The 22,581-nt window shown below is 55.1% G+C and carries 21 protein-coding genes, 1 tRNA gene and 5 pseudogenes; 17 read left to right on the top strand and 10 right to left on the bottom strand.

Translation table 11 applies throughout. The features are described from left to right. Positions 1 to 91: 91 nt before the first annotated feature. Genes ROLI_RS19775 through ROLI_RS19745 form a run of 7 tightly spaced genes read left to right on the top strand, consistent with a single transcriptional unit; the run spans position 92 to position 7,056 of the window. Positions 92 to 1,657 carry an ABC transporter substrate-binding protein gene (locus ROLI_RS19775; RefSeq protein ID WP_187429563.1) on the top strand — a complete coding sequence of 522 codons (1,566 nt, stop codon included), beginning with the start codon at positions 92 to 94 and terminating at the stop codon, positions 1,655 to 1,657. 52 nt (positions 1,658 to 1,709) lie between these two features. Continuing rightward, positions 1,710 to 2,690: an ABC transporter permease gene (locus ROLI_RS19770; RefSeq protein ID WP_187429564.1), complete on the top strand. Its 981-nt coding sequence runs from the start codon at positions 1,710 to 1,712 to the stop codon at positions 2,688 to 2,690. Then, positions 2,690 to 3,646 carry an ABC transporter permease gene (locus ROLI_RS19765; RefSeq protein ID WP_187429565.1) on the top strand — a complete coding sequence of 319 codons (957 nt, stop codon included), beginning with the start codon at positions 2,690 to 2,692 and terminating at the stop codon, positions 3,644 to 3,646. Before ROLI_RS19770 ends, ROLI_RS19765 begins: the two co-directional genes overlap by 1 nt. Next, entirely contained in the window at positions 3,646 to 4,002 is a 357-nt protein-coding gene (locus ROLI_RS19760) for a cupin domain-containing protein (RefSeq protein WP_187429566.1), read from the top strand. Before ROLI_RS19765 ends, ROLI_RS19760 begins: the two co-directional genes overlap by 1 nt. Then, positions 3,999 to 4,979 carry an ABC transporter ATP-binding protein gene (locus ROLI_RS19755; RefSeq protein ID WP_187429567.1) on the top strand — a complete coding sequence of 327 codons (981 nt, stop codon included), beginning with the start codon at positions 3,999 to 4,001 and terminating at the stop codon, positions 4,977 to 4,979. Before ROLI_RS19760 ends, ROLI_RS19755 begins: the two co-directional genes overlap by 4 nt. Beyond that, positions 4,979 to 5,941 (top strand): ABC transporter ATP-binding protein, encoded by a 963-nt coding sequence (locus ROLI_RS19750; protein ID WP_187429568.1) that lies wholly within the window; start codon positions 4,979 to 4,981, stop codon positions 5,939 to 5,941. The genes ROLI_RS19755 and ROLI_RS19750 overlap by 1 nt, the downstream gene beginning before the upstream one ends. Beyond that, the gene (locus ROLI_RS19745; RefSeq protein ID WP_187429569.1) at positions 5,938 to 7,056 is read left to right on the top strand and encodes a CaiB/BaiF CoA-transferase family protein; all 1,119 of its coding nucleotides are present in this window, start codon (positions 5,938 to 5,940) and stop codon (positions 7,054 to 7,056) included. The genes ROLI_RS19750 and ROLI_RS19745 overlap by 4 nt, the downstream gene beginning before the upstream one ends. Positions 7,057 to 7,403: 347 nt before the next feature. Here the strand turns inward: ROLI_RS19745 and ROLI_RS24005 are convergent. Continuing rightward, a pseudogene (locus ROLI_RS24005) lies at positions 7,404 to 7,903 on the bottom strand (transposase); the annotation flags it as partial. Positions 7,904 to 7,951: 48 nt separating this feature from the next. After that, positions 7,952 to 8,251 (bottom strand): annotated as a pseudogene (locus ROLI_RS24000) (ABC transporter substrate-binding protein); the annotation flags it as partial. A gap of 691 nt (positions 8,252 to 8,942) precedes the next feature. Here ROLI_RS24000 and ROLI_RS19735 point away from each other — a divergent pair. The 6 genes and pseudogenes from ROLI_RS19735 to ROLI_RS23995 all read left to right on the top strand — a co-directional run bounded on the left by ROLI_RS19735 (position 8,943) and on the right by ROLI_RS23995 (position 13,874). After that, entirely contained in the window at positions 8,943 to 10,571 is a 1,629-nt protein-coding gene (locus ROLI_RS19735; protein WP_187429571.1) for a DUF1217 domain-containing protein, read from the top strand. Positions 10,572 to 10,744: 173 nt separating this feature from the next. After that, positions 10,745 to 11,130: pseudogene (locus ROLI_RS19730) on the top strand (hypothetical protein); the annotation flags it as partial. Positions 11,131 to 11,230: 100 nt separating this feature from the next. After that, a pseudogene (locus ROLI_RS19725) lies at positions 11,231 to 12,141 on the top strand (ATP-binding protein). 520 nt (positions 12,142 to 12,661) lie between these two features. After that, a tRNA-Arg gene (locus ROLI_RS19720) sits at positions 12,662 to 12,738 on the top strand. Between the two features lie 405 nt (positions 12,739 to 13,143). After that, positions 13,144 to 13,617, top strand: a complete 474-nt coding sequence (locus ROLI_RS19715) for a hypothetical protein (RefSeq protein WP_338469205.1) — start codon at positions 13,144 to 13,146, stop codon at positions 13,615 to 13,617. Next, positions 13,599 to 13,874 carry a DUF6950 family protein gene (locus ROLI_RS23995; RefSeq protein ID WP_405048979.1) on the top strand — a complete coding sequence of 92 codons (276 nt, stop codon included), beginning with the start codon at positions 13,599 to 13,601 and terminating at the stop codon, positions 13,872 to 13,874. The genes ROLI_RS19715 and ROLI_RS23995 overlap by 19 nt, the downstream gene beginning before the upstream one ends. Before the next feature lie 236 nt (positions 13,875 to 14,110). Here the strand turns inward: ROLI_RS23995 and ROLI_RS19710 are convergent, their stop codons facing one another. Further along, entirely contained in the window at positions 14,111 to 14,344 is a 234-nt protein-coding gene (locus tag ROLI_RS19710; protein ID WP_338469204.1) for a hypothetical protein, read from the bottom strand. Between the two features lie 187 nt (positions 14,345 to 14,531). Here ROLI_RS19710 and ROLI_RS19705 point away from each other — a divergent pair. Together ROLI_RS19705 and ROLI_RS19700 are read left to right on the top strand one after the other, a co-directional pair. Continuing rightward, a pseudogene (locus tag ROLI_RS19705) lies at positions 14,532 to 15,638 on the top strand (IS3 family transposase); the annotation flags it as partial. A 171-nt stretch (positions 15,639 to 15,809) separates the two neighbouring features. Beyond that, positions 15,810 to 16,280 (top strand): hypothetical protein, encoded by a 471-nt coding sequence (locus tag ROLI_RS19700; protein WP_187429285.1) that lies wholly within the window; start codon positions 15,810 to 15,812, stop codon positions 16,278 to 16,280. A 237-nt stretch (positions 16,281 to 16,517) separates the two neighbouring features. Here ROLI_RS19700 and ROLI_RS19695 read toward each other — a convergent pair whose 3' ends face one another. Next, entirely contained in the window at positions 16,518 to 17,483 is a 966-nt protein-coding gene (locus ROLI_RS19695; RefSeq protein WP_187429381.1) for an IS1595 family transposase, read from the bottom strand. Between the two features lie 99 nt (positions 17,484 to 17,582). On the opposite strand from ROLI_RS19695, the gene ROLI_RS19690 reads away from it, so the two are divergent. Beyond that, complete coding sequence (locus ROLI_RS19690) at positions 17,583 to 17,831, top strand: hypothetical protein (RefSeq protein ID WP_187429286.1); 249 nt, start codon at positions 17,583 to 17,585, stop codon at positions 17,829 to 17,831. A 155-nt stretch (positions 17,832 to 17,986) separates the two neighbouring features. Here the strand turns inward: ROLI_RS19690 and ROLI_RS19685 are convergent, their stop codons facing one another. From ROLI_RS19685 to ROLI_RS19660, 6 genes are all read right to left on the bottom strand, one after another. Next, positions 17,987 to 18,091 carry a hypothetical protein gene (locus ROLI_RS19685; protein ID WP_262386438.1) on the bottom strand — a complete coding sequence of 35 codons (105 nt, stop codon included), beginning with the start codon at positions 18,089 to 18,091 and terminating at the stop codon, positions 17,987 to 17,989. A 35-nt stretch (positions 18,092 to 18,126) separates the two neighbouring features. Beyond that, on the bottom strand, positions 18,127 to 18,348 hold the full coding sequence (locus ROLI_RS19680) for a CcdB family protein (RefSeq protein WP_262386439.1): 222 nt from the start codon (positions 18,346 to 18,348) through the stop codon (positions 18,127 to 18,129). Between the two features lie 85 nt (positions 18,349 to 18,433). Beyond that, a complete protein-coding gene (locus ROLI_RS19675) occupies positions 18,434 to 19,204 on the bottom strand; it encodes an ABC transporter permease (RefSeq protein WP_222869442.1) in 771 nt (256 codons plus the stop codon). Then, positions 19,204 to 19,950 (bottom strand): ABC transporter permease, encoded by a 747-nt coding sequence (locus ROLI_RS19670; protein ID WP_222869447.1) that lies wholly within the window; start codon positions 19,948 to 19,950, stop codon positions 19,204 to 19,206. The genes ROLI_RS19675 and ROLI_RS19670 overlap by 1 nt, the downstream gene beginning before the upstream one ends. A 12-nt stretch (positions 19,951 to 19,962) precedes the next feature. Then, the gene (locus ROLI_RS19665; protein ID WP_187429288.1) at positions 19,963 to 20,736 is read right to left on the bottom strand and encodes a transporter substrate-binding domain-containing protein; all 774 of its coding nucleotides are present in this window, start codon (positions 20,734 to 20,736) and stop codon (positions 19,963 to 19,965) included. 23 nt (positions 20,737 to 20,759) lie between these two features. Beyond that, a complete protein-coding gene (locus tag ROLI_RS19660) occupies positions 20,760 to 21,560 on the bottom strand; it encodes an ABC transporter ATP-binding protein (protein WP_222869443.1) in 801 nt (266 codons plus the stop codon). A gap of 219 nt (positions 21,561 to 21,779) precedes the next feature. Here ROLI_RS19660 and ROLI_RS19655 point away from each other — a divergent pair, with 219 nt between their 5' ends. Further along, positions 21,780 to 22,562: a dimethylarginine dimethylaminohydrolase family protein gene (locus tag ROLI_RS19655; RefSeq protein WP_187429289.1), complete on the top strand. Its 783-nt coding sequence runs from the start codon at positions 21,780 to 21,782 to the stop codon at positions 22,560 to 22,562. Positions 22,563 to 22,581 lie beyond the last annotated feature (19 nt).

The raw sequence follows: 22,581 nt of genomic DNA, 5'->3' as shown, positions 1-22,581 counted from the left end.
CCCTACAAATGGCGCGTTGTCACATTATGCAGTGGCGCAGGCTGATCTAGTCTGCGCCCTGCGGTTTTTCAGAATAATTAAGGGTCTCGCCATGCTCCGCTCTGTTCAACTGGCCGCTTTTCTCGTTGCAGTTGCTCCGACGCTGGGCGCGGAAGAGTTCAAATGGGCCGAAACGACAGACCCCCAGACGATGGACCCGCATGCCGTCAACTCCGCGCCCGTGCTCGGGTTTTTGAACAACGTCTATGAGGGGTTGGTGCGGCGCGGCAAGGACATGAGCATTGAGCCTGCCCTTGCCACATCCTGGGAACCGATTGGCGCTGGCGAGGGCTGGCGATTTACCCTGCGCCAAGGCGTGACCTTCCACGATGGCAGCGCATTTGACGCGCAGGACGTTCTGTTTTCCTATGAGCGCGCCGCTGATGAGGCCGCTGACACGCGCAGTTGGTTCGCGCCTGTCTCCGACGTTCGGGTGGTGGATGATTACACCGTCGATATCCTGACCACTGCTCCTAACCCGATTTTCCCCGACAGCATTGCCAATTGGATGATCCTGGATTCCGGCTGGGCCGAAGCCAATAACGCCCTGCGTCCCGACAAGGACAACGGCAATTACGCCACGCTCAATACCAATGGCACTGGCGCGTTCAAGGTGGTGGCGCGCGAACCCGGTCTGCGCACCGTTTTGGAACCGTTTGACGCATGGTGGGACACGGTCGAGCATAATATCACCCGCGCCGAACTGACCCCGATCCAGAATTCCGCAACGGCCGTGGCGGCCTTGCTTTCAGGCGATGTCGATTTCATCAATCCGGTGCCCATCCAGGACACGGCGCGGCTTGCGTCAAATGACGGTGTGAAGGTGATCCAAGGCATCGAGGCGCGCGTGATCATGCTGGGGTTTCCCCATGAGGCGGCGACGCTGAAATACTCGGTCGAAATGCAAGACAAGAACCCTTTCGCGGATGTGAGGGTGCGCGAGGCCGTGGCCCATGCGGTTAACGTGCCTGCGATCCTGCAAACCATCATGCGCGGTAATGCCGAAGACGTCAGCCAATTGGTCAGCCCCGCGATGCGCGGTTTCAGCCCGGCGCTGGCGGCGCGTCCCGCATATGATACTGACACGGCACGGGGGCTGTTGGCGGAGGCCGGACATGCGGAGGGTTTTTCGATGGGCCTCAAATGCCCCAACGATCGTTATCTGAATGATGAGGCCGTGTGTCAGGCGGTCACGGGCATGCTGGCACAGGTCGGGATCAAGGCGACACTTGATGCCATGCCGGTACAGAACTATTGGACGGAACTGCGCGCGGATAATTTTGACATGTACCTGCTTGGCTGGTCTCCAGGGACCTTTGACGCCGAACACCCGATCCGCTTCCTGGCCAGCACACCGAATGAAGAAAAGAAGTTGGGTTCATGGAATTTCGGTGGATATTCCAACGCCCGCATTGATGAATTATTGCCGATGATCCAGTCAGAAATCGACGATAAGGAACGACAGGCCATGCTGGATGAAAGCGCCAAGATCCTTCAGGATGAGGTCGCCTACGTGCCGCTTTACGTGCAGCCGCTGGTCTGGGGAACACAGGCGAATATCGATCTGACACAGCGTCCGGACAACTTCTTTATCCTGCGTTGGGTGACCGTCAATTGAGCCATGCGGGTTTCGCGCTTGACCCCGCCAGCCACAGGAAACATATGACCCTATGCTAGCCTATGTCATCCAACGTGTATTCCAATCTGCCATTGTGCTGCTTGTCGTGGGGCTTGTGGCCTTTTCCATGTTTCGCTTTGTTGGTGACCCGGTGGACAACATGCTGGGGCAGGAACGCACGCAGGCAGATATCGAACGGTTGCGCACACAGCTTGGCCTCGATCAGCCGTTTCCGGTGCAATATTACAAGTTCCTCAAAGGGGCCGCGCAGGGGAACTTCGGGGTCAGCTACCGCCAGGGCCGCCCGGTTTCCGACATTTTGGTGGAACGCGCACCGGCAACGCTGGAACTGGCCGCCGTCTCGGGATTTCTAGCGATCAGCATTGGCATTGCGCTCGGGGTTTTCACCGCGATCCGGCGTAATGGCGTTGCGGCCAATACCATCATGTCCGTCTCCTTGATTGGGGTGTCCTTACCCACCTTCCTGATCGGGATTCTCCTGATTTATCTGTTTTCTGTCGAACTTGGGTGGCTACCCAGCTTCGGGCGCGGCGACACCGTCCAGATCGGATGGTGGACAACCGGATTCCTGACGGAAAGCGGGCTCAAGGCGTTGATATTACCCTCCATCACCCTCGGGCTCTATCAAATGACCCTGATCATGCGTCTGGTCCGGTCCGAGATGCTCGAAGTCCTGCGGCAGGATTACATCCGTTTCGCGCGCGCGCGGGGCTTGCGGGATCGTGCGGTGAATTTCCGCCATGCGCTGAAAAACACATTGGTGCCGGTGATCACGGTGACCGGTTTGCAGCTCGGTTCGATCATCGCTTTTGCGATCATCACTGAAACCGTGTTCCAATGGCCGGGCGTGGGTCTGTTGTTCATTAACGCGATCCAATTCGTGGATATCCCCGTGATGGCCGCGTATCTGATGCTGATTTCAGTGATGTTTGTGGGTATTAACCTGCTGGTGGATCTTCTTTATTTTGCAATTGATCCGCGGTTGCGCGCGGATAGAACGGCGGCGCACTGATGGCTGACATTTCCCAAAATACGCCCGTCAAACCAGAGGAACGCTCGCGCCTGCGCGTCGCACTCGACAGCGATTTCGCCTATCAGTTCAAGAAGTCCCCCGTCGCGATCGTCTCCGCAACGATGGTTTTGATCATGATGCTCTGCGCGGTTTTTGCCCCGCTGATTGCACCCTATAACCCGTTTGATCCCGGCTCGCTGAACCTGATGAACGGGTTTTCCGCCCCGATGGAACCCAACGCGTTTACCGGTGAAACCTTCTGGCTCGGGACCGACGATCAGGGGCGCGATGTGTTTTCCACGATCCTCTATGGCATGCGGATTTCGCTTTTTGTGGGGGCGGCCGCGGTGCTGTTTGCGATGGTTCTCGGCGTGACGCTTGGGCTGCTCGCGGGCTATCTTGGCGGCTGGGTCGAGACGATCATCATGCGCGTGGCTGACGTGCAATTGACCTTCCCGGCGATCCTTGTGGCGATGCTGATCTTTGGCGTCGCCAAGGGTATCACCCCCGTAGAATACCGCGATCAGATGGCAATCTGGGTGCTGATCATCGCGATTGGTCTCAGCGATTGGGTGCAGTTTGCCCGCGTGGTGCGCGGTGCGACACTGGTGGAGAAGAACAAGGAATACGTGCAGGCCGCCCGTTTGATCGGGCGCGGTTCGGGCGCGATCATGCTGCGTCATATCCTGCCCAATGTGCTTAGTCCCGTGTTGGTCATTGCGACGATTTCGCTGGCTTTGGCGATCATCGCCGAAGCCACGCTCAGCTTCCTCGGCGTCGGCGCACCGCCCACGCAACCCTCCCTTGGGACGCTTATCCGCATCGGGCAGGGGTTCCTGTTCTCGGGTGAATGGTGGATTTTGCTCTTCCCTGCCGCAACACTGCTGGCACTGGCGCTATCGGTGAACCTGCTGGGTGATTGGTTGCGCGACGCGCTGAACCCGAGGTTGCGGTGATGACCTCCGCTTCACAGACTGTGCTCAACCGGCAGAGCGCGCCCCATTACACTTGGGGCGAGGTCTGTGAGGGGTGGCGTCTGATGGGCACGCTAGGCCTTTCGGTCATCGAGGAAAGGATGCCCCCCAATGCGGAAGAGGTAAGACATTTTCATCAAGAAGCGCACCAGTTATTCTATGTAATCGAAGGGGAATTGAGCATGGAGGTCGAAGGAGAAATGCACCGGCTGACGCCAAATGACGCGCTGCCGGTCTTGCCTCAGCAAGCGCATCAAGCCCGAAACGACAGCCAAAGCGACGTCCGGTTCCTCGTGATTTCTGCCCCCGGAGCAGATGGCGACAGAGTACCCACATGACAGACACCATCCTCTCCATCCGCGATCTGACGGTCGAAATCCCGACGCGCCACGGCATTTTACGACCCGTCAATGGCGTCAGTTATGACATCGCTGAAGGCGAAGTGCTGGGCGTGGTGGGCGAGTCCGGTGCGGGGAAATCCATGGCCGGAAACGCGGTAATTGGCCTGCTCAGCCCGCCTGCCCATATCGCCCAGGGTGAAATATGGGTGCGGGGGACGCGCGTTGACCATCTGAAGGGCGAAGACATGCGGCGTCTGCGCGGCAAGGAAATCGGCATGGTGTTTCAGGACCCGCTCACCTCGCTCAACCCGCTGCTCAGGATCGGCGATCAACTCACCGAAACCATGCTGGCGCACCTTGATATCTCGCGCCGGGAGGCCGAAAACCGCGCCGTCGCCGCACTGGAGGAGGTGGGCATCCCCGGCGCCCGTGAACGCGTAGGCAGTTACCCGCATGAGTTTTCCGGGGGCATGCGCCAACGGGTGGTGATCGCGCTGGCGCTCTGTGCAGAACCCTCGCTGATCATCGCGGATGAACCGACCACGGCGCTCGATGTATCCGTGCAGGCTCAGATCATTGCGCTGTTGAAAAAGCTTTGCCGCGAGCGTGGCACGGCGGTGATGCTGATCACCCACGACATGGGTGTGATTGCCGAGGCCGCCGACCGGGTGGCGGTGATGTATGCGGGACAATTGGCCGAGCTTGGAGCGGTGCGCGATGTGCTGACCACGCCGTATCATCCCTATACCGACGGTCTGATGGGCTCGACCCCGCTAGCCTCGCGCGGCAAGGATCGCTTGCATCAAATTCCGGGCGCGATGCCGCAATTGGACGCGCTACCGGAGGGCTGCGCTTTTCATCCACGCTGTCCGCGCGCACAGGATCGATGTCGCAGCGCGCCGGGTCCGCGCATTGAGGATGGAACAGGGCGCGCCGCCTGCTGGTTCCCGATGGAACGGGAGGCGGTGGCCTGATGGCGCTTGTGGATGTTCGCAATCTGACCCGTATTTTTGACGTCTCTAAACCCTGGCTCAACCGGGTAGTGGAGCGGCGCGAGAAGGCCTATCTTACTGCCGTTTCCGACGTCAGTTTCCAGATCGAAGAGCGCAGCGTTTACGCGCTGGTCGGGGAAAGTGGTTCGGGAAAATCAACCATCGGCAAAATGCTCGTTGGTCTGCTCGGCCCGTCAAAGGGGTCGGTTGAGATACGCGGCACGGATCTCGCGCGCGAAAAGGATGCCGCCAAGGTCGACGCCGTCCGGCGCGACATCCAGATGATCTTTCAGGACCCGTTTGCCTCGCTCAATCCGCGTTGGCGGGTGCGCGATGTGATTGTTGAACCCGTGGCCGCGCGCGGTGGCAATACCGATGGGATGGCCGAACGCCTGTTGGAACAGGTCGGGTTATCCGCGCGCGATGCGGGCAAGTTCCCGCATGAATTTTCCGGGGGGCAACGCCAACGTATTTGCATTGCGCGCGCGCTGGCCTCTGAGCCGAAACTGATTGTCTGTGATGAACCGACCTCAGCACTTGATGTATCGGTTCAGGCGCAGGTTTTGAACCTGATGAGCGATCTGAAGGATGAATTTGGCCTAACCTATCTGTTCATCAGCCATGATCTGACCGTGGTGCAGCATATGGCGGATAGGATCGGTGTGCTTTATCTCGGCCGTCTGGTTGAGGAGGCGGGTCCGGATGCGCTGTTTGATGATCCCAAACACCCCTACACGCAGATGTTGCTGGCCGCCGCACCGCAATTGGGACAGTTCGGGCGCGAAGTCCCCCCGCCGACCGGTGAAATCCCCGACCCGATCAATCCGCCGACAGGGTGCGCCTATCATCCACGTTGCCCCTTGGCGGCTGATATATGCAGCCAGACCCGCCCCGAAATGCGCGATATTCGCGGCGCATGCGTGGCCTGTCATATGGCCGAATGAGTGGTCCGCTTGCATCGCTGAGCGTTGTGGAGTTTTCCGGGCTGGGGCCGGCACCTCTGGCTGGGCAGCTTCTTGTGGATATGGGCGCTCGTGTGATCACAATCGACCGCGCCTCCGCCCCCGCCGATCCCACGGATATTAACCGACGGGGCAAACACAGCGTCGCGCTTAATCTGAAATCTTCTGAGGGGCGGGACGCGGCCAAGAGTTTGATCGCAAAGGCCGATATCCTCATTGAAGGGTTTCGCCCCGGTGTGATGGAACGTCTGGGTCTTGGCCCGCTAGATTGTGATGATCATTTGATCTATGGGCGCATGACCGGCTGGGGGCAGGAGGGGGCCTTGGCGCAGACGGCCGGACACGACATTAATTACCTTGCGATGACCGGTGCGTTGCACGCCATCGGTCCGGCGGGTCATCCCCCCGTCGCGCCGCTCAATCTGGTCGCGGATTATGGCGGTGGGGCAATGTTTCTGATCTTCGGGCTGCTCTCTGCACTTGTTGAACGCGGTATTTCCGGCAAGGGTCAGGTGGTGGATGCGGCCATGTGCGATGGTGTACCTGCTATGATGGGGTTGCTGCATTCTTTGCAAGCACAGGGAACATGGCGCCCGGAACGAGAGGCCAATTGGCTCGATGGAGGTGCCCCGTTTTATCGGTGTTATGAATGCGCAGATGGGAAATCTATTTCCGTCGGAGCGCTGGAGCCACAGTTTTTTGCACAGCTTGTTGAAAAGGCTGGGTTGCCTCATCCCGGTCCAACGGCGCAGAATGATCGCGCCAGATGGGCCACGGACCGTGAGGAATTTGCCAGAGTTTTCAAGACAAAAACGCGCGATGCCTGGGTGGCACTGTTTGAGGGAAGCGACGCCTGTGTCGCGCCGGTTCTGGATTTTAGGGAGGCCCCGTTGCACCCCCGAAACGTAGAGCGGGGCGGTTTTTACCAAGACCAAAACGTCCCGCAGGCAAGCCCCGCCCCGCGCTTTAGTCGCAGCGCGCCGTCACGCCCAACATCGCCCAAGCCAATTGGCGCAGATACCGAGGCGATTTTGAGCGATTTGGGCTATGATGCGGCAGAAATCGCCCGCATGCGCGCGACTGGCGCCCTCACGTGAACGGAGTTTCAGGTGGCGTGATGCGGGCCTGAGGCGGCGAACTCCGTCGGTCGATTTCATAACGGGCAGGCATCGACGAAGCTCAGATCGGGCGAGTGCATGATCGTCTAAACCTACTTATAGGCGGCGAATTTGCGCAGCAATTTGACTTGGCGGCATGGCTCCCGATGGCGTGATAGCCGCACTTGTGTAGGATCGTGTATCGAAGAGGTGGAAACGCTTTTATGGCAGATGCCGAATACGGGGGATAAACTGAAAACCCAAGAGGATTGTCACGGCAAAAACGGGTTCGCCAGAGAGTATCCGAAACTCTGTGTATGAGGCTCAGCTCATGCGGTTGAGACGGGTTATTTGCTGAACCGTTCTGGGTATAGGATAGCGAACCGATTTCGAGCGTCCACCAATTGTCTGACGCACCTACCAGCCTTCTCGAAGCTGCGGATCGCCAGATAGATCAGCTTGGGTGCGGCATCATCTGTTGGAAAGCTGCCGCGTGTTTTGGTGGTTTTTCGGATGACGCGGTTAAGGCTTTCGATGGCATTGGTGGTGTAGATGATTTTGCGCACGGCAGGCGGGAAGGCAAAGAACGGGATCACTTCTTGCCATGCCCGACGCCAACTTGGGGCGATTGAAGGATATTTCTGGCCCCATTCAGCCTCAAAGTCAGCCAGAGCCTTTTCAGCCTCACCGTCACCGGTGGCCTCCTTCTCGGTGATGTAAACATCACCTGCCAGGCAGGGGAGTAAACCCGCTTCAAATCCTTGGCGACATTCTTGCGGTCCTTCCAGCCGCAGAAGTTCAGGGAATGGCGCACAAGATGCACGATGCAGGTCTGGACCGTCGTGTCGCCGTTCCAACCCTCATGAGCAACCAGGACAGTGCGCTGTCCCTGGTCCCAGCGATCGATTTTGTAAGGGCCTGCTGTGGCTTTCGGTGCCGTCGTAAAAGTACCGCCTTGTTCTTCGGTTGCCTTTTTGCTGATGATCGACCCGGCTGCATAGGGAAGCGTGCTCCACCAGATCGGGGCAAAAGGTTCATTCAGATGGATCAGGCCAGTATACGTGTCGACCACTTCAACGTCTTTGAGAGGTGCCCAGTCGCCTGCATTTGATGCCGCAAGTGCTTCGTTATTGAAGCGTTCGAATGAATACTCAACATCTTCCGCTGTGACCTCGCCGTAGCCATTTGTCCACATCAACCCCGGCTTCAGCTTGAACCGGATCGTCAACTCATCGACCTGCTCGATGCTTTCAGCAGAGGAAAGCTCCCAATCCCAAGTCTCACTATTCTTGAACTCGATCAATTTCGGGAAAATGGCGTGGATCACGTTGACATCTGACGTGCTTTGCCAAAAGGCCGGGTCGAGTTGCCCGAAATCTGCCTCAACCTGTGCGCTGAGGTCTTCGGCGCTGGCGGCACGCGTCAAATACTGATACTTGCTTCTGATGCTGCACTCAATGACGATGACCCTGATTTAATTGTCTTTATTGGTATCGCATCCGAAACAGATGAAGTGCCGAGTGACGGTATGTTAAAGTTTTGGAATTCAGAAGCTATTGCCAAATATACTCCCAATTGGTCACATTTAGAAAACTGGGCTGAGGGGTATGGCGCAGTGGCATGTCGAAATTTCCTCGCACGATTTTAAGGGCCAAGCTGCTCAGGGCTACAAGCGTACATGCCATTAGAGACAACGAAATCGTCAGCTTGCAATATGTAAGTTTGGGCTCGGAACGGTCATCCCATTCGAGCGATAAAGTTTAATGAACCTTAACTTATTTGCGGTACCACCATGCTCCAGGTGGAGAAGACACAGGTTTCATCGTGTCGGCTCGAGATGGTTTAAGGTGTACTTTGGAAGTTTTCTGATTGCATGGAGGTAAGTGGTGACTTTTGTTCCAACAGTTTTCGGGTCCGGCGTTGCAGGCTATGCGTTTTTGCAGCGAACGCGCGAGCAACAACAAAGCCTCTTTGAGCAAAACCCTCTGACGACGCGTGAAACAACGCAATTCGCAGAGCGCATGAAAGACGTTCAGACCTCCGACGAACTCCTGGAAGACCGAACCCTGTTGAAAGTCGCGCTGGGAGCCTTCGGTCTGGATGAAGATCTCGGCAACATCGCCTTCCTAAAAAGAATTCTCGATTCCGACCTCGAAGACGACAGGTCGTTGGCAAACCGTCTGGCGGACAAAAGATATCTTGCCTTTGCCGAAACCTTTAACTTTGCAGGTGAAGGCGGTGCGCGCCTGCTGGAGGCCCAGAGCGCTGATGAATTGACAGTGAGTATGCAGGGACTCCAGAGTGCAGATGATCTGTTGGCTGACAGGGGTTTGTTGCGCGCCTCACTTGAGAAGTTCGGCCTGGAAGGGAATATATCCAATACCTATTTTCTCAAGCAGGTATTGGAATCGGACCTGTCGGACGAGAATTCATTCGCAAATAGAATGCCTGATTCAAGACTTGTTGATTTTGCAGAAACCTTCAATTTCTTTCAGAAGGAACAAGACCGGAGCCGGCTGGATGACATCGTTGATGTTTTTTCCGGCACTTTCGATGACGTCACGACAACAGAACAACTGCTTGCAGAACCCGAAATGCTTGAGGAAGCGCTCGCAATATTCGATTTGGACGACGTCTATACTGCAGATTTTTTGACGGATGTCTTGCAGTCGGATCTGAATGATGATGCATCCTTTGCCAATACCTTGGAGGATGAGCGGTTTGCCTTGTTCGCCGCCGCGTTCAACTTCAATACGCCTGTGCTGGACGACCTCGGTGATCCTGTTGTCGATACGGCAGGCGATCCTGTGTTCAAACAAGGAACGTTGGAGGCATTTGTTAACGCCGCAGTGGAAAATGACAATCTGCTCGATACCCCGGAACAGGTTCTGGATGCTGAAGCGCTATTGCAAGCGTCTAGAGACCTGTACGGAATTCCGAGTACACTTTCTTCTAAACAGGTCGTCGAGAGAGTGTTGACCTCCGACCCTGAAGACCCAAACTCTGCAGTGAATGTTCTTACTGCCGAACCATATTCGGCGCTGTTCAATCTCTTCAACTTCAAAGAGCCTGTAACGACACGGACTTATCCCGAGGGATTTGTCGAACAGGTCACGCGGAACTATCTTGACAGGCAATTTGAGATCCAAGTGGGTGAACGTGACCCCGCGATGCGAGTGGCTCTTTCACTCGAACGCGAGTTGACCCAATTAGCCGAGGGGGGGTCCAGCAACGATAGCAAATGGTTTTCGATCATGGCCTCACCACCGTTGCGACAAGCCTTTGAAGGCGCACTCCGATTGCCATCCAGTTTCGGCAGTATTGATGTGGATCAACAACTTTCGATATTAAAAGACAGATCAGAAACGTTTTTTGGCACCAATGAAGTTGATCAATTCCTTGAGCCCGATAGGCTGGACAACCTGAGACAAACCTATCTGTTGTCCAGCAGTGCGCAAGGGTTTGAAACCGCATCCAGTGCAAATATCGCTTCGCTCATTTTGTCCAATTTCTGATTTAGCGATCTATCACTCAAGAAGTCCGGTTCCCTGTAAGTTTCGTGTTTACTGCGAGCTTATCTTATCCACAGAATGAACCGTCCAGTAATTAGCGATACAGCCTAGAGCTCATATTTACTTAACTTTTTTGGGACGAGCATCCAACAATTAGGGGTACCATGACATCAGGCGTTTACCCAGAACGGTTGGTCATTGTGGCTCAAGGCCAAACCGTCTGCACACATGAGCGCATCATTGACCGATCCCATCGCAAGCCAGGCAAAGTCATCTATGATTGGCGCCATTTACACCACGACGAAAGCGCCGTCCTGCGTGCAGTTGAGCTGGCGCTGGAAGCTGGGGTGCCGACGAAGACACATATCCTGAACCCGTTGCATAGACTGATCGATCCCAAGCAGACAGATCACCCAGAGATCGATCCGCCCCCCTCTCGGCAGATTGCTTTGCAATCGCCTGTCGGGCAATGGATGCTCTTGCATTGGAAACCGCCCCAAAGGCAAATGTGGATCGCTATGACGACCTCAGACAGGCAGGAGGCAAGCGCAATGCGTCATGATCCTGCAGGAGCTTCCATTATCATCATGCTGCGCAGTCTCAAGCTGCGTCTCGCCAAAGGCGAGCATCTATAATTGCGCACCTTTGGTGCGACATGGCGCATGCCCCCTTTCGTGCATTGCTGCGCAATACCCTGTCGGGCAGTGGTTGACGGTCTGGTTACACAAGGTGTTCCAGCATTTGAGGCGGCCACCCCGATGTTGTCTCAACTGCTCAAGGCGGAAATGGCGGAACGCGAAGTGCGATCCATTGCCTATCACACCAAGGTGGCGCGCTTCCCATCCTATAAGGACCTCACGGGTTTTGACTGCGCGTCGAGCGACATCAATGAGGCCACAGTTCGTCAACTCCATCGTAGTGAGTTCATACATTGCCCGGCAGGGTATTGCGAAGCAATCTGCCGAGAGGGGAGAATGCGGAAAACGTGGTTCTGATTGGCGGACCTGGAACCGGCAAAAGCCATGTTGCCACCGCTATCGGTGAGCACCACAGACGCAAAGTGCGCTTCTATTCCACCGTCGAACTGGTCAATGCATTGGAACAGGAAAAGGCCCTCGGAAAGGCCGGGAAACCTCTCGGGACATCGCGTCGCGATACCCTGCCGGTCAGTGAATGGCTGAGATGCTCACAAAAATCGACTTGGTCATCCTCCCCTCTCATGCATGTAAACATGCATTGCCGGGCAATGGACGAGCTTGGCTACCTGCCGTTCAGCCCGTCAGGCGGCGCACTGCTGTTCCACCTTATGAGCAAGCTCTATGAGCGCACCAGTGTCATCATCACAACCAACCTCAGCTTCAGTGAATGGGCCCAGGTCTTTGGCCCCTCTCATCGTTTTGCTGCACAAAACGACTGCCGGGCAATGGATGCAAAGATGACAACAGCGTTGCTCGACCGGCTTACCCACCGCTGCAACATCCTCGAAACAGGCAACGACAGCTACCGCTTCAAGACCAGCTCAGAGGCCGCAAAGAAAACCACAAAGGAGGCCACCACATTGACCAAAGCATAGCTACCGATACATAACTAACAGCGGGTCAAATCTCGGTGAAAATACCGGCTCAGTTCTCAATGACATTCAACACGTTCTGTTTTTCGCCAGAAGGCCCTATGCTATCAAACCGCGATTTGCATTTGCAGGCCTTCAACGCGTTGATCGCATACGTATTTGCCGTCGAGTAAAAGCGTTTGCAGCGCAGTTGCATCAAAATTGACCTCCGAATTTTATTGCCTACTATGGAAAAACGAAAATTCGGAGGTCATCACGCGAAAAGCGCCTTGCAGACGGCTTGGTTTCTGATGCAATAAGGTTGAAGGTCCGGTAAGCGCAGTTCAGTCAGTTCGATACTGTGAGGCACCCATAGCTCAGGTGGATGGAGCGCCGCCCTCCGAGGGCGGAAGTCAAATCTGGCGATGTCTTAGGGTGTTGAAAAAAGAAGTGACTAAACAACGGTTTGAGCGAATATCGGGTTTGCTCTTCATGCCGACGAAAATTTTGCGTAAGCATGGCGTAAGCATCTCGCGAACGGTATGCACCCGTAGCTCAGCTGGATAGAGCGCTGCCCTCCGAAGGCAGAGGCCACAGGTTCGAATCCTGTCGGGTGCACCATATAAACAAGGGGTTTTGAATTCTTTGCGCAATAGAATTTCTGTTACGCGTAACAGAAACACCCATTTTCACCGTCTCTCCACGGCTCTTAGGGCCGATTCTTGGTAGTCCGCAGCATGGTGCCCATAAGTGCGCTCTACTGTTTCTGCACTGGTCGAAAAGAACCCTGCGCAATCCCAGACAGTAGCGCCACCCTGTAGGGTCCAAGTGATTGCTGTGTGCTTTAGCGTGTGCGGCGTGACGCCTTCTAGCTCGGCGGATCTTGTTGCCTTGCTGAAAGCTCGCTTTACATCACCAACGCGCGCGCCCTCGTATTCCACAGCCCACACCGAGCCTTGAGACTTCCATCGCTTAAGGTGGGCCAACAACTGGTGCGGTATTGGGGCGGGCAAGCGGCGCTTGTTCGTGCTCCGCTCATGGTCGCCCCTGCGGATATGGACGGGTTACAATGATCTAACCATAGAAGGTGAGACATACGCCGGGGCGGGTGGCTTTCTTGGCATAGGCGAATTTGGCGAGGCCGGAGATCTGACCGCGATTGGCGCTGAAATAACACTGTCTGGTATCTCCAGTGAAGTTGTCTCACTCGCGCTGATTGAACCGTATCAAGGCCGGGCGTGCCGGGTGATGTTTGGGGTGATCGGGGTTGCCGATGTTGTCGAGGTATTCAGCGGCCTTATGAATACTCTGAACGGGGTGGATTCAGGCGACACAAGCGCATTTACTTTGCTGGTGGACAGCAAGCTCGTGGAGTTGGAGCGCGCGCGTGCCAAGCGGTACACGCATGAAAGCCAGCAGGCACTTTTCCCCGGTGACACGGGGTTCAGCTTTGTTGCTGACCTGGCTGACAAAGAAGTCGCATGGGGTCGGCAGCCATGATGCGCGCCTTGAACGCGTATCTTGATAGCGTGAGAGATAGGCCCTTCGCATGGGGTGATCACGATTGCCTGACCTTCACGAACACATGTTTTCACAAGCTTCACGGCGAAGGATGGGCCGATGATTGGCTTGGCGCTTACATGAAGGACGGTAACACACTAAGCTGGTGTTGCGGCAAGAAAGTTCGTGGCGTTTGCTTGCTTGGTTTATTTGCCTGCTTGTTAGAGAACATTCAAGGAATATACCCTGGGCGCTAGGGCGTCCGGATTTTTTTGTCAGTGAGAGCGTGAAAAACTGCTCGGGCACAACGGCGCGCGCGCCCAACATTCAAGGTTATCGTGAAATCCCAAAATCGTTTTTTGAACCGTTTTTCAACAAGCCACGACCAGGGGGTATCTCGGCGGCTTGAGACGCACTGAATTACGTCAGTGACAGGTTGACGAGGTCCTTTTTTTGGCGATTATATACTTGACAAACCCGATGTGACGCAGGGCTAGACTTCGCCTGCGCCTTTACAGTTTTTGCAGGTCGTGTCTTCGCTGTCTTGAAAGTGCTTGCGGTCTTCGACGGGCATAACGCCTGTGCCACCGCAGGCGAGGCATTTGACCTTTTCACGCGCGACCAGCTTGCCTAGCTTCTCGTTGAACTTCGCTTCGTCGTCGTCCGTCCCGATCTCGCGGGCGGCTTCTTTGAAGCGGTCTAGTTGACTCTTGTCGGCGTCAGGCATGTAATCTCCTTATGACTGAAAAGAAACTCAGATTCCTTCCGCTGCCTATTCAAAGGTATGCATTTTTTGCGGATGAGAGCGACATTACCTCAGCCAAGTTCTCATTGGTAGGTGGCACGGCAGCTGGACCTGTCGCGGTTTGATGCCGCTCCTTTGATAGCATTTACTGCACCAAAGGAGACGGACTATGGGACTGAAACGAACGGACGAATTCCGCCAAGATGCAATGCGTATCGCATTGACCAGTGGGCTGACGCGCAAGCAGGTGGCTGGCGATCTGGGTGTCGGGATGTCGACGCTGAACAAATGGATCACCGCGCACCGAGATACAGACGTGGTGTCGAAAGAGGATTTGAGCCTCGCTCAAGAGAATGATCGACTTCGACGGGAGAACCGACTCCTGAAGGAGAAGAGGGAGATCTTAAAAAGGGCCACCCAGTTCTTCGCGGGCCTAAAGCAATGAGATTTAGGTTTATCCACTGCCCGGCAGTGCATTGAAAATGCACGAGAGGGGAAGAACACAGGTGCAGCTTCCCAGCCAACCGGTTGTGCAATGTTGTGGGCGTCAGCACAAGCGGGCTACGCGCATTCCGCAACCGTCCTGCCAGCCGAAGACGGCGGTCTGACTTGGTCACGCTTGCGCACATCCATTGCCCGGCAGTGTATTGAAAATACATGAGAGGGAAGGAGCGGTCCCGTCTCAGCCCGGGCAGCTATGGTCGACCGCGCATGACTGAAGAGCTGAAGGAGATCGGTCTGAATGTTGGCCATCGTCGTGTTGGTCGTCTGATGCGTCAGAACGGAATAACCGTGGTCAGGACCCGTAAACACAAGGTCACAACCATTGCCCGGCAGGCGATTGCACAGCAATCTGCTGAGAGGGGGACAGCGACCATAAGTTCAACATAGCGCCGAACCTGCTGGATCGGGACTTCACCGCAGATGCGCCAAATCAGAAGTGGGCTGGTGACATCAGCTACGTTTGGACCCGAGAGGGTTGGTTGTACCTGGCTGTCATCCTCGACCTGCATTCAAGGCGCGTCGTTGGTTGGGCCGTCAGTAATCGCATGAAGCGCGATCTGGCAATTAGGGCGCTGAAGATGGCGATTGCATTCCGGTTACCGCCGAAAGACTGCATTTATTACCCGACAGGCGATTACAAGGTAATCTGCCGAGAGGGCACCACACGGATCGCGGCAGCCAATATTGTTCTCATGATTATCAGAAGGTCCTGCGCCAGCATGGCTTCAAGGTATCGATGAGCGGCAAAGGAAATTGCTATGATAATGCCGCCCCCTCTCGGCAGATTGCTTTGCAATCGCCTGCCGGGCAATGGTACGCTTTTGAACGGAAAGTGGCTTAAACGAGCACCTGGGGCGGCACAAAAGCGCGACAGGTCCAGTCTGTCTCATCTAATCTTAGGCAAATTTATCAAAGGGTATTCGAATTTCGGAAGCGGCATAACATGTTTGCAGAACTAAAGTGGAGCAAGGTATCAAATCAGAAAGTTGATGCCTATCGGGATCTGATAAATCTATATTTTGAGATGGTTGACAGCGGCATGATCGCCTTCCATTGCGCCACATTCGACAACTCAAAGTGGAAGCACCATCTATATAATGATGGCGACCGTGATCTAGGGCTCTCAAAAAACTACTATCAGCTCATTCTCCACCAATTTATCGCAAGATACTGTGAGCAAGCGTCCTGCTTCGTGTGCCTCGACAGAAGGCATAGCACCACCAAAATCCCAGACCTACAGAAAATCCTGAACAATGGTGCGGGGAAAGATTACGGGCTCACTTTTGGCCCATTAACTGGGATGGAAGCGCGAGACTCAAAAACTGATGACTTACTCCAACTAAACGATGTGATTTTAGGCGTCACCTCATCCGTAAAAAACTCACGGTACCTTGACCCGCAAACCAAAGGTTGAGTTGGCCAAACTCGTATTGAAAAACTCAAAACTGACAGGTTTGGAAAATGATTCCCCATCAGAAGCTTCCGGCTTTACAGCCTGGAACCGAATTCCTAGGCAGAACCCCATACACCTACAGCTTGTAACAGCATACGCTCAAGGCGCTCTCCTGACCTCATCAGGATATTCGATGCATGATCGCTCTGCGAGGAACCTACCGCATTTAGTGCCATTATTCAACGGAAACCTCATCATTTAGACGTTTTTTTCGTTAGGCCCTTGATATGTAAGACGCTTGCCAACGACACCGCGCAGCGCAATCTGGCCACGCTCCACATCGTCCACGCCGTTTGCAACGCGGTTGTTATAACGAAAATCAAACTCAGCCGCATACCGGTGAAGGTGCTGTTTGCCGCAGTGCTGATACACGCCCTTCATGCCGCGCTTGAAAATACTGTAGAAGCCTTCAACCGTGTTGGTGTGAACCTGTGGCTTCTCGCGCTTTACGTACTCGCCCTTGCTGTGCGTGGTGAAGTCGTGGTCTGCAAAGTCACGGCCAAGGTGCGTGTATTGCTTGGCCTCGTCGGTGTAGATCACCGCTTCCTTGGCGATGTTCTCGCGCAGGATCGGCACCAGTGTGTCCTTCTTGATATTATCAACTACGATGGACTTGGCTTGTTTGGTGTCGCGGTCTACAAGTGTCAGCATCGCGTTCTTGTGGGCATAGCCGCGCGCGCCTTCCGCCTTCTTGTGCTTTGTGCCGATGAAAGTTTCGTCTACCTCAACCGTGCCACCGTTGCTGCCGAATGGTGCCAGCGCACCGTCACGCATACACTCGCGAATGCGGTGTGTCAGGAACCATGCAGACTTGTACGTGATGCCCAGCACGCGGTGAAGCTGGTGGCTGCTGATACCCTTCTTGCTGGACACCATCAGGTGAATGGCTTGCAGCCAAAAGTGAAGCGGCAGGTGGCTTTCTTCAAAGATCGTGCCCTTGCGGACAGTGAACTGCTTGCGGCACTCGCGGCACTTCCACAGGCCGTGGCGCTCTTTGCCTTCGGGGTTCTTCTTGCTGGCCTTAGTGCGAACACCTGTAAGGAGGTACGCGCTATCTACCACACCACAGTGCGGGCAAACTGGACCATCAGCCCAGAGCATGGATTCAACGTGCGCAAACGCTGCTGCTTCGTCATGCATGTAAGGGGCGGAAAGAACGGATATTGGAATAACCTCTAACTTGTTGAGATAAAACTACGCTTTGCCTGTGGGTTTGTCAAGTATATAATCGCCTTTTTTTAGTACCCTTCGGAGGAACACCTCATGTCACGCTTTAACTTTTTCAACCTGACTTTTGGTAACGGCACTATCCACGGAACGATCAATAACAACCTTGTTTTCGGCTCGTTTGGTAACGACAACATCAACGTCAAGGACGGCGATGACATCGTTTTTGGCCTGTTCGGTGATGACAAGATCGTTGGTGGCCCCGGCAAAGACATTGTTCAGGGCGGCGACAGTGAGGACGACAAGTTGGTCTGGAATAACGGCGACGGGTCGGAGCCATACTAGAGCTGTTGGTATTGAATGGGCGGATGTGAAGGAGAATCATGGGGTATGAGATAATGAAATCTTGACGAAAAATCGGTGAGGCAGCGAGTTGCCTGACAAAGACCGGGTCAATTGAATAGTCTTGCGTAGAATAGAGAGGGCTAAATTCATCGACTTCAGAACCCCTGTATCAGTATATTAATCGCCGTTGTGATATCATTAAATCTATCTTTCAGGCTGGTCTGCGGGTCCCCCAGGATCGACCTGGGTACGTCCGCCATGAAGTGTGTCACCATGACATATTCATTGCCGTCGATCACGAACCCGGATTAAGTCGTTTTGCCGGGACCGGTGCTTTGCTGATCGCGATCAGAGGCACGATCATGCGTGTATTCAACGCGTCAAGCAGATCCGCCTGCACATCGAGCAGAAGGGTATCGCTGTCTGAGCCAGGATATGCTAAGCAAATTAGCCTGCTGACGTAGATATTATAAAAAGTAGAAAACTGAGCATTGAGCATAAAAATTGTTGTTTTCATGTTTGTGCCAAAAACACTTAGATCGGAGTGGCTAGAAAGTTTGCTTAGGTACGGGCCGTTACAGATGACAACCTGTCTGGGCTGCCTATCGGTTCGGGACGCTGTTCTCAAAGCGACGGAACATCAATGTTATCAACCCCGCGATGATCATGTAAAAGACAGCCAGCAGTAGCAACGGTTCATAAACGATAAACGTGTCCGAGCGCACGCGCGATGAAACCGAATAAATCTCGACCACAGTGATGGTCGCCACGAGCGGTGTCGCCTTGAGTTGAAGGATCGTCTCACCTCCGAGAGTGGGCAGGACGTTGCGGATGGCCTGTGGCAACCAGATCCTGCGGAACATTGTGAAACGCGGCATGCCAAAGGCGTTCGCGGCCTCAAGCTGACCTTTGTTCACGCTGGCAAAGGCACCGCGCATGACTTCGCCTTCATAGCCCGCAAAGGACAAGGTCAGGGCAAGCACCGCATAGGGCCATGCTTGGCGTAGATAGGGCCACAACTCGCTACTTCTGATCCAAGGTATTTGTGGAAAAAGCGAGCCGAGACCATAATAGAGCAGCCAGATTTGCAACAGCAACGGTGTGCCACGAATGACCGTGCAGAACGCGCGTGCGGGCGCGGACAGATACCAGGGTCCCACTGCTTGCGCGAGGCCCAGCGGGACCGCCAACAAGAAACCCAAAACCGTTGTGACAACCATGATCCAGATGGTGCGCCACATCCCTTCGATCGCGAGGCGTGTGTATTCTGGAATCCAATCCCAACGCAGGGAAACCGCGCACCACAGGACCAACCCGGCGAACAGCGCCATGAGCACAATACGGTGCGGTTGCATCAACTCACGCACGGTCATTATCGCTCACCACTGCGCAGTGAGGGTTGTCCGCGTCGCGCCCATTTTTCAATGCGGGCAAACACCGACCCCGAGCAAAGCGTCACCATAAGATACAGCGCACCTGCGGCGAGGAAAAAGGTGAAATAGGCCCGCGTGCTCGCGGCCGCCTGACGGGTCTCAAGGGTGAGTTCGCTAAAGCCGACGATGGCCAGAAGCGCGGTGTCTTTGGTGGCAATCAGCCACAGATTGGCCAATCCGGGTGTTGCAAAAGCCATCATCGCAGGGATCGTGACACGGCGCATTAACATGAGGGGCGGCATACCAAAGGCGCGCGCAGCCTCGATCTGTCCGGCGGGTATGGCTTGAATGGCACCGCGTAATACTTCGGTGGAATAGGCACCCTGAACGATACCAAGCACTGCGATTCCCGCCACGACGCCACTGATTTCGACGCGCCCATATCCCATGGCCTGCGCGGCTTGGTTAATCAGATCAGTGCCGACATAATAGAGGATCAGGATCAGCACCAACTCTGGCACGGCCCTGATCACAGTGGTGTAAATGGCAAGGAGATCGCGCACGACCACCCCGCCATATAGTTTTCCATATGCCCCGAACAATCCGATCAGCAGGCCAAAGCCGAAGGCCCCGAGTGCAATCTGCAACGAGTTCACAAGCCCGCGCAACAGGTTTCCGCCCCAACCGGGAGGTTCAAGCGAAAGCAGTGCAATGCTCTCGCTCAAACCAAGTGTTTCGAGGATCAGAACCACGCAATATTATTCGCTGTAGATGCTGGTGGTGAAGTACCGCGACGTGATTTCCGCATGAGTGCCATCAGCCAAAATCGCAGCAATCCCAGCGTTCAGCTTTTCGCGAAGCGCATCGTCACCTTTGCGCACACCAGCGCCAACACCGCGGCCAAGGATCGCTTCGTCATTGGCAACGGGGCCCTTGATTTCGCAGCAGCCACCGGCATCTGTCGCGACAAAGTCAGCCATCGCAATGCTGTCAGCTTGGGTCGCGTCGATGCGGCCCGAAACAAGGTCTTGGTTGGCCTCATCCTGCGTCTGATAGACGCGAATTTCAGCAGCGTCACCAAAGTAAGCATTGGCATAGGCCTGGTGGATCGTTGACGCTTGGATGCCGATGATCTTACCCGCCAAGGATTCTGGTGTCGCGTCAATATCCATGGACTTGTCCGCCACAATTACGGCTGGGGTGTTGTAGTACGGGTCACTGAAGTCGATAGTTTTCTGGCGCTCTTCGGTGATCGACATGGAGGCCATCAGGGCGTCAATTTGCTGGCCCATGAGCGAAGGGATTATGCCGTCCCAAGCCACTGGTGTGATCGCGCAATCAAGTTTTGCGGCCGCGCATACAGCGTCGATGACTTCGACTTCCCAACCTACCCATTCACCCGATGCATTCAGTGAGGCAAATGGCGGGTAGGGTTCTGCTGCGATGCCGATCTTCACTTCTTCAGCGATGGCGGCACCTGTTGCCAGAACAGCCGTTGTCACGCTCGCGATCACGAGTTTCTTGAATGTCATTGGTCTTCTCCCATTTTGGTTTCTTAGCCGACTGTTTGCAGGAATTGCTTCAGACGGGCGGATTTTGGATTGCCGAACAACTCTGCCGGCGGCCCCTGTTCTTCGATCTGGCCTTCGAACAGATACACAACGTGGCTTGCCACCTCGCGTGCAAATTTCATCTCGTGCGTGACCAATAACATCGTGCGCCCCTCAGCGGCGAGATCACGCATAACGGTCAAAACTTCGCCTACCAGCTCAGGGTCTAACGCACTGGTGGGCTCATCAAACAGCATCACACTGGGATCAACGGCCAAGGCACGCGCAATGGCGGCGCGCTGTTGTTGGCCACCCGAAAGGAACGATGGGAAAATATCCGCCTTGTCGCCCAAGCCAACCCGGTCCAGCAAGACTTTGGCCCGCGCAGTCGCCTCGGCACGAGGCATTTTCAGCACATAGATTGGCACCTCGATCACATTTTCCAGCAATGTGCGATGGGTCCAAAGGTTGAACGCCTGAAAGACCATGCCAAGCCGCGTGCGGATACGTTCGATCTGGCGGCGATCGACGGGTGATCCATCCGCCCGCATCTCGATCTCTTCACCATTCACAGCAATACGACCAGAGCTGGGCGTCTCAAGAAAGTTGATGCAGCGCAGAAAGGTCGATTTACCGGACCCGCTCCCACCGATGATTGCAACCACGTCACCCTTATGGGCCGTCATCGAAACACCTTTTAACACCTCAAGCGTGCCAAAGGATTTATGCAAATCAGTGACCCGGATCGCCTCGTCGTGCACTTCGGATATTGCGTACGTATCGGTGGCCGATTCTGCGATTGCCATCAGGTTTCCTTGTCGTTCAGGACATAGCTAAGCCCGCTTTTGCGAATTAGGCAAGACGGTTGCTTGTTCACCACACAGACGCAGCGCTCTTTTGTTGCAGGCTTAGCGTGATTGTGATTGCCTGTCCGTCAAAGCTTGCGTTGGCAGCTCCTGACGATGACCCTTTCGCGCAATCAGACCCCTACACATCTACCTCCAAAACAACGAAACGAGCCATGCATGACCAATCCCAGCTTCGAATTTTCCCGAGCCATCACTCGCCGTCCTTCGTCCAGCATTGTCGATGGGCTGCGTGCCAAAGATCTTGGAACCCCTGATCTGGATAAGATGCTGACGGCACACGCGGCTTACGTAGCCACGTTGCAAAAAACCGGTGCTGAAGTGATAGAATTGCCACCGCTGGACGGTTATCCAGACGGTGTTTTTGTTGAGGATACAGCCCTTTGTCTGCCGCAGGGGGCCGTGCTTATGCGGCCCGGTGCGCCCAGCCGGATGGGTGAAGTGGCCGAGATGGCACCTACCCTGCGCGCGGCTTACGACGACGTACGCCAGATCAAAGGGCCAGGGCATATTGAAGGCGGCGACATCCTTGTAACCGGCCGCGAAGTTCTGGTGGGGCGTTCTGATCGTACCGATGCTGAGGGTGTTGCTGAACTGTCCGCGATCATGACCGAATGGGGTCACACACTGCGCGAAGTTTTCACCCCTCCCGGTGTGTTGCATTTTAAAACCGATTGCTCGCTTTTGGACGCCGAAACGATCCTATCCACCCAACGGTTGGATGCATCGGGTTGCTTTGACGGCTACCGTGTCATTCATGTGGCCGAGGGCGAAGAGGCCGCGGCGAACAGCATCCGGTTTAATCAATACGTGCTTTCCCCCGCAGGCTTTCCGCGCACAGCAGAAAAGCTGCGCAAAGCGGGGTATGAAGTGGTTGAGATCAGCAATACGGAATGCGCCAAGCTGGATGGCGGTATGTCATGTTTATCGTTGCGGTTTTGAATAACACATTCAAAAGAAG

Source organism: Roseobacter fucihabitans, assembly GCF_014337925.2.
Classification (GTDB): Bacteria; Pseudomonadota; Alphaproteobacteria; order Rhodobacterales; family Rhodobacteraceae; genus Roseobacter; species Roseobacter fucihabitans.
The sequence above is the reverse complement of the archived record's forward strand: the minus strand, read 5'-3'. Positions and strand labels throughout refer to the sequence as shown.

Excerpts from the sequence above, each read along its gene's own strand:
- ROLI_RS23995 (WP_405048979.1), top strand. The coding sequence starts at position 13,599 with ATGGGGTCGGCAGCCATGATGCGCGCCTTGAACGCGTATCTTGATAGC.
- ROLI_RS19690 (WP_187429286.1), top strand. The coding sequence starts at position 17,583 with ATGTCACGCTTTAACTTTTTCAACCTGACTTTTGGTAACGGCACTATC.
- ROLI_RS19775 (WP_187429563.1), top strand. The coding sequence starts at position 92 with ATGCTCCGCTCTGTTCAACTGGCCGCTTTTCTCGTTGCAGTTGCTCCG.
- ROLI_RS19660 (WP_222869443.1), bottom strand. The coding sequence starts at position 21,560 with ATGGCAATCGCAGAATCGGCCACCGATACGTACGCAATATCCGAAGTG.
- ROLI_RS19745 (WP_187429569.1), top strand. The coding sequence starts at position 5,938 with ATGAGTGGTCCGCTTGCATCGCTGAGCGTTGTGGAGTTTTCCGGGCTG.
- ROLI_RS19675 (WP_222869442.1), bottom strand. The coding sequence starts at position 19,204 with ATGACCGTGCGTGAGTTGATGCAACCGCACCGTATTGTGCTCATGGCG.
- ROLI_RS19700 (WP_187429285.1), top strand. The coding sequence starts at position 15,810 with ATGTTTGCAGAACTAAAGTGGAGCAAGGTATCAAATCAGAAAGTTGAT.
- ROLI_RS19750 (WP_187429568.1), top strand. The coding sequence starts at position 4,979 with ATGGCGCTTGTGGATGTTCGCAATCTGACCCGTATTTTTGACGTCTCT.
- ROLI_RS19770 (WP_187429564.1), top strand. The coding sequence starts at position 1,710 with ATGCTAGCCTATGTCATCCAACGTGTATTCCAATCTGCCATTGTGCTG.
- ROLI_RS19755 (WP_187429567.1), top strand. The coding sequence starts at position 3,999 with ATGACAGACACCATCCTCTCCATCCGCGATCTGACGGTCGAAATCCCG.
- ROLI_RS19710 (WP_338469204.1), bottom strand. The coding sequence starts at position 14,344 with ATGCCTGACGCCGACAAGAGTCAACTAGACCGCTTCAAAGAAGCCGCC.
- ROLI_RS19685 (WP_262386438.1), bottom strand. The coding sequence starts at position 18,091 with ATGGCGGACGTACCCAGGTCGATCCTGGGGGACCCGCAGACCAGCCTG.
- ROLI_RS19655 (WP_187429289.1), top strand. The coding sequence starts at position 21,780 with ATGACCAATCCCAGCTTCGAATTTTCCCGAGCCATCACTCGCCGTCCT.
- ROLI_RS19680 (WP_262386439.1), bottom strand. The coding sequence starts at position 18,348 with ATGAAAACAACAATTTTTATGCTCAATGCTCAGTTTTCTACTTTTTAT.
- ROLI_RS19765 (WP_187429565.1), top strand. The coding sequence starts at position 2,690 with ATGGCTGACATTTCCCAAAATACGCCCGTCAAACCAGAGGAACGCTCG.
- ROLI_RS19760 (WP_187429566.1), top strand. The coding sequence starts at position 3,646 with ATGACCTCCGCTTCACAGACTGTGCTCAACCGGCAGAGCGCGCCCCAT.
- ROLI_RS19665 (WP_187429288.1), bottom strand. The coding sequence starts at position 20,736 with ATGACATTCAAGAAACTCGTGATCGCGAGCGTGACAACGGCTGTTCTG.